The sequence below is a fragment of the Saccharothrix hoggarensis genome, from assembly GCF_042678885.1.
GTDB lineage: Bacteria > Actinomycetota > Actinomycetes > Mycobacteriales > Pseudonocardiaceae > Actinosynnema > Actinosynnema hoggarensis.
This window is the reverse complement of the sequence record NZ_JBHTLK010000422.1, coordinates 1-2655: the sequence shown is the minus strand read 5'-3', so window position 1 is coordinate 2655 and position 2655 is coordinate 1. Positions and strand designations below refer to the sequence as shown.

Sequence of the window (2655 nt, the reverse complement as noted above, 5' to 3'; positions counted from 1 at the left end):
CCGCTCGACCGCCGCCGCCAGCGCCGCGTCCGACCGGGCCGCCCGCACCAGCTCGGCCAGGGGGTCCGGGGGCGGCGGAGGGGGTGGGGGTGTGGTGCACGCGACTGCCAACGGGGCCGTGGCAGCCGCCAGCAGCACTCCGCGCCTGCTGAACGCCGTTCTACCGATCACGTGTTCCGATCCTGCCAGAGCACCGCCTCCGCCCGTGGCACGTGGGACGTCGCCGAACGAGATAGTCTGAGCGACCACGGCCGGCGAAGTGCAGCGTCGGCCGGGGTTGCCGTGCCCTCTGCACAGACCAAAGGAGTCACCACGTGTCCAGCCCGCCGCGCGGAGAACTCGCCGCGCAGCTAGCACCCGTCGTTCGCGAGGCGGTGGAGGCCATCGGCTTCGACCTCGAGACGCTCGACGTGAACCAGGCTGGGCGTCGCAGGCTCGTCAAGGTGGTCGTGGACGGCGACGAGGGGATCGGGCTGGACGAGGTGGCGCAGGCCAGTCGCGCCGTGTCCGCCGCCCTCGACGCGCACGAGCACCTGATCGCGGGCCCGTACACGCTTGAGGTCACCTCTCCCGGCGCGGACCGCCCGCTCACCAAGCCGCGCCACTGGAAGCGCAGCCGGCTGCGGCTGGTGAAGGTGAAGCAGCCGGACCAGGTCGAGTGGTTCGGCCGGGTCGGCGAGGCCGACGACACCGGCGTCGTGCTGCTGGTGAAGGGCGAGCTGCGCCGCGTCGAGTACCGGACGATCGAGCGCGCCGTCGTCGAAGTCGAGTTCAAGCAGCCGCCGGTCGAAGAGCTCGCGCTCCTCGAAGGCAAGCACCTGAAGGAGGAGTCGGAGTGAACGTCGACATCGCCGCTCTCAGGGCGATCGAACGGGACAAGGACATCCCCTTCGACACGGTTCTCGAAGCCATCGAGACCGCCCTGCTGACCGCCTACAAGCACACCGAGGGCCACCACGCGCACTCGCGGGTGGAGATCGACCGCAAGTCCGGCATGGTCCGCGTCCTCGCGCAGGAGCTCAACCCCGACGGCTCCGTCGCGGAGGAGTGGGACGACACGCCGGAGGGATTCGGCCGCATCGCCGCCACCACCGCCCGGCAGGTCATCCTCCAGCGCCTGCGCGACGCCGAGCACGAGCGCACCTTCGGCGAGTTCTCCGCCAAGGAGGGCGAGATCATCGGCGGTGTGGTGCAGCGCGACGCCCGGGCCAACGCCCGCGGCATGGTCGTGGTGCAGATCGGCGACACCGAGGGCGTGCTGCCGCCCGCCGAGCAGGTGCCGGGCGAGTCGTACGAGCACGGCTCGCGGCTGAAGTGCTACGTCGTGGGCGTGTCCCGCGGCGCGCGCGGCCCGCAGATCACGCTGTCGCGCACGCACCCGAACCTGGTGCGCCGGCTGTTCGCCCTGGAGGTGCCCGAGATCGCCGACGGCACCGTCGAGATCCCCGCGGTGGCACGTGAGGCAGGTCACCGTTCGAAGATCGCGGTCCGCACGACGGTGCCCGGCGTGAACGCCAAGGGCGCGTGCATCGGCCCGATGGGCGCGCGGGTCCGCAACGTGATGAGCGAGCTGGCCGGCGAGAAGATCGACATCATCGACCACTCGGACGACCCGGCCACGTTCGTCGGGAATGCCTTGTCACCGGCGAAGGTTGTCTCTGTCAGGGTGCTCGACGAGCGCGCCAAGACGGCACGCGTCGTGGTGCCGGACTTCCAGCTCTCCCTCGCCATCGGCAAGGAGGGCCAGAACGCCCGGCTGGCCGCCCGGCTGACCGGGTGGCGCATCGACATCCGCAGTGATGCGGAGGCCGCCGGGTCCGCGCCGGCGGGCGCATCGGCATCCGGTTCGGCTGAATAGGCAACAGGGGATAGACTTCGCAGTGGTTCAACGTCGGGGATCGGATCTCACGCACATCGGCCCGGTTCGTACGTGCATCGGATGCCGCGCTCGGACGTTGCCCTCCGAGCTGCTGCGCGTGGTGGTCGTGGACGGGGCTGTGGTCCCGGACACACGCCGACGGTTGCCCGGTAGGGGAGCATGGCTGCACCCCGATCCGGACTGCCTCCGCAACGCCGAGAAGCGACGGGCGTTCCCCAGGGCCTTCAGGGTCCAGGGGCCGCTCGACGTGGATCGCGTGCGCGGTCACCTCGAGCAGTGTGGGCAGGAGGTCGCGGGATCGCCCCGTGACCAGCAGGAAGCAAGGAAGCAGGTCGACCCGTCATGAGTCAGCCGTGAAGCTGAAGACATGAACGCGCGACGTTAAGACGAGGTCGACGGGACTTGCCCGCCGGCCTCCCTCACAGAGGAGTGCAGTGGCAGGTAAGGCCCGCGTGCACGAGCTCGCCAAAGAGCTCGGTGTCACGAGTAAAGAACTACTGAGCAAGCTCGCCGACCAGGGCGAGTACGTGAAGTCCGCGTCCAGCACCGTCGAGGCCCCCGTGGCCCGGCGGCTTCGTGACGCCTACGCCAAGAACGACGCGAAGGCCAAGCCGGCGGGCGCCCGCCCGGCCCCGCCGAAGCCCGCGCCGTCGGGTGAGACCAAGAGCGACACGTCGGCCCCGCGTCCGCCGGCCCCGGCCGGCAAGCCGGGTCCGCGTCCGGTGCCCGGCCCCAAGCCGATGGCCCCGAAGCCGGTGGCGAAGCCCGCCACCCCG

General features: G+C 71.0%; 4 protein-coding genes. All 4 read left to right on the top strand.

The genetic code is table 11. The features are described 5' to 3' along the window. The first annotated feature begins 314 nt into the window (after nt 1-314). A complete protein-coding gene (gene rimP, locus ACFQ3T_RS35825; protein WP_380730467.1) occupies nt 315-839 on the top strand; it encodes a ribosome maturation factor RimP in 525 nt (174 codons plus the stop codon). Further along, nucleotides 836-1858, top strand: coding sequence for a transcription termination factor NusA (gene nusA, locus ACFQ3T_RS35820; protein WP_380730465.1), 1023 nt, complete (start codon nt 836-838; stop codon nt 1856-1858). Before rimP ends, nusA begins: the two co-directional genes overlap by 4 nt. Beyond that, nucleotides 1800-2225: a YlxR family protein gene (locus ACFQ3T_RS35815; protein WP_380730463.1), complete on the top strand. Its 426-nt coding sequence runs from the start codon at nt 1800-1802 to the stop codon at nt 2223-2225. The genes nusA and ACFQ3T_RS35815 overlap by 59 nt, the downstream gene beginning before the upstream one ends. Before the next feature lie 88 nt (nt 2226-2313). Then, a partial coding sequence (locus ACFQ3T_RS35810) for a translation initiation factor IF-2 N-terminal domain-containing protein (protein WP_380730461.1) occupies nt 2314-2655 on the top strand: 342 nt, incomplete at its 3' end.

Excerpts from the sequence above, each read along its gene's own strand:
- ACFQ3T_RS35815 (WP_380730463.1), top strand. The coding sequence starts at position 1,800 with ATGCGGAGGCCGCCGGGTCCGCGCCGGCGGGCGCATCGGCATCCGGTT.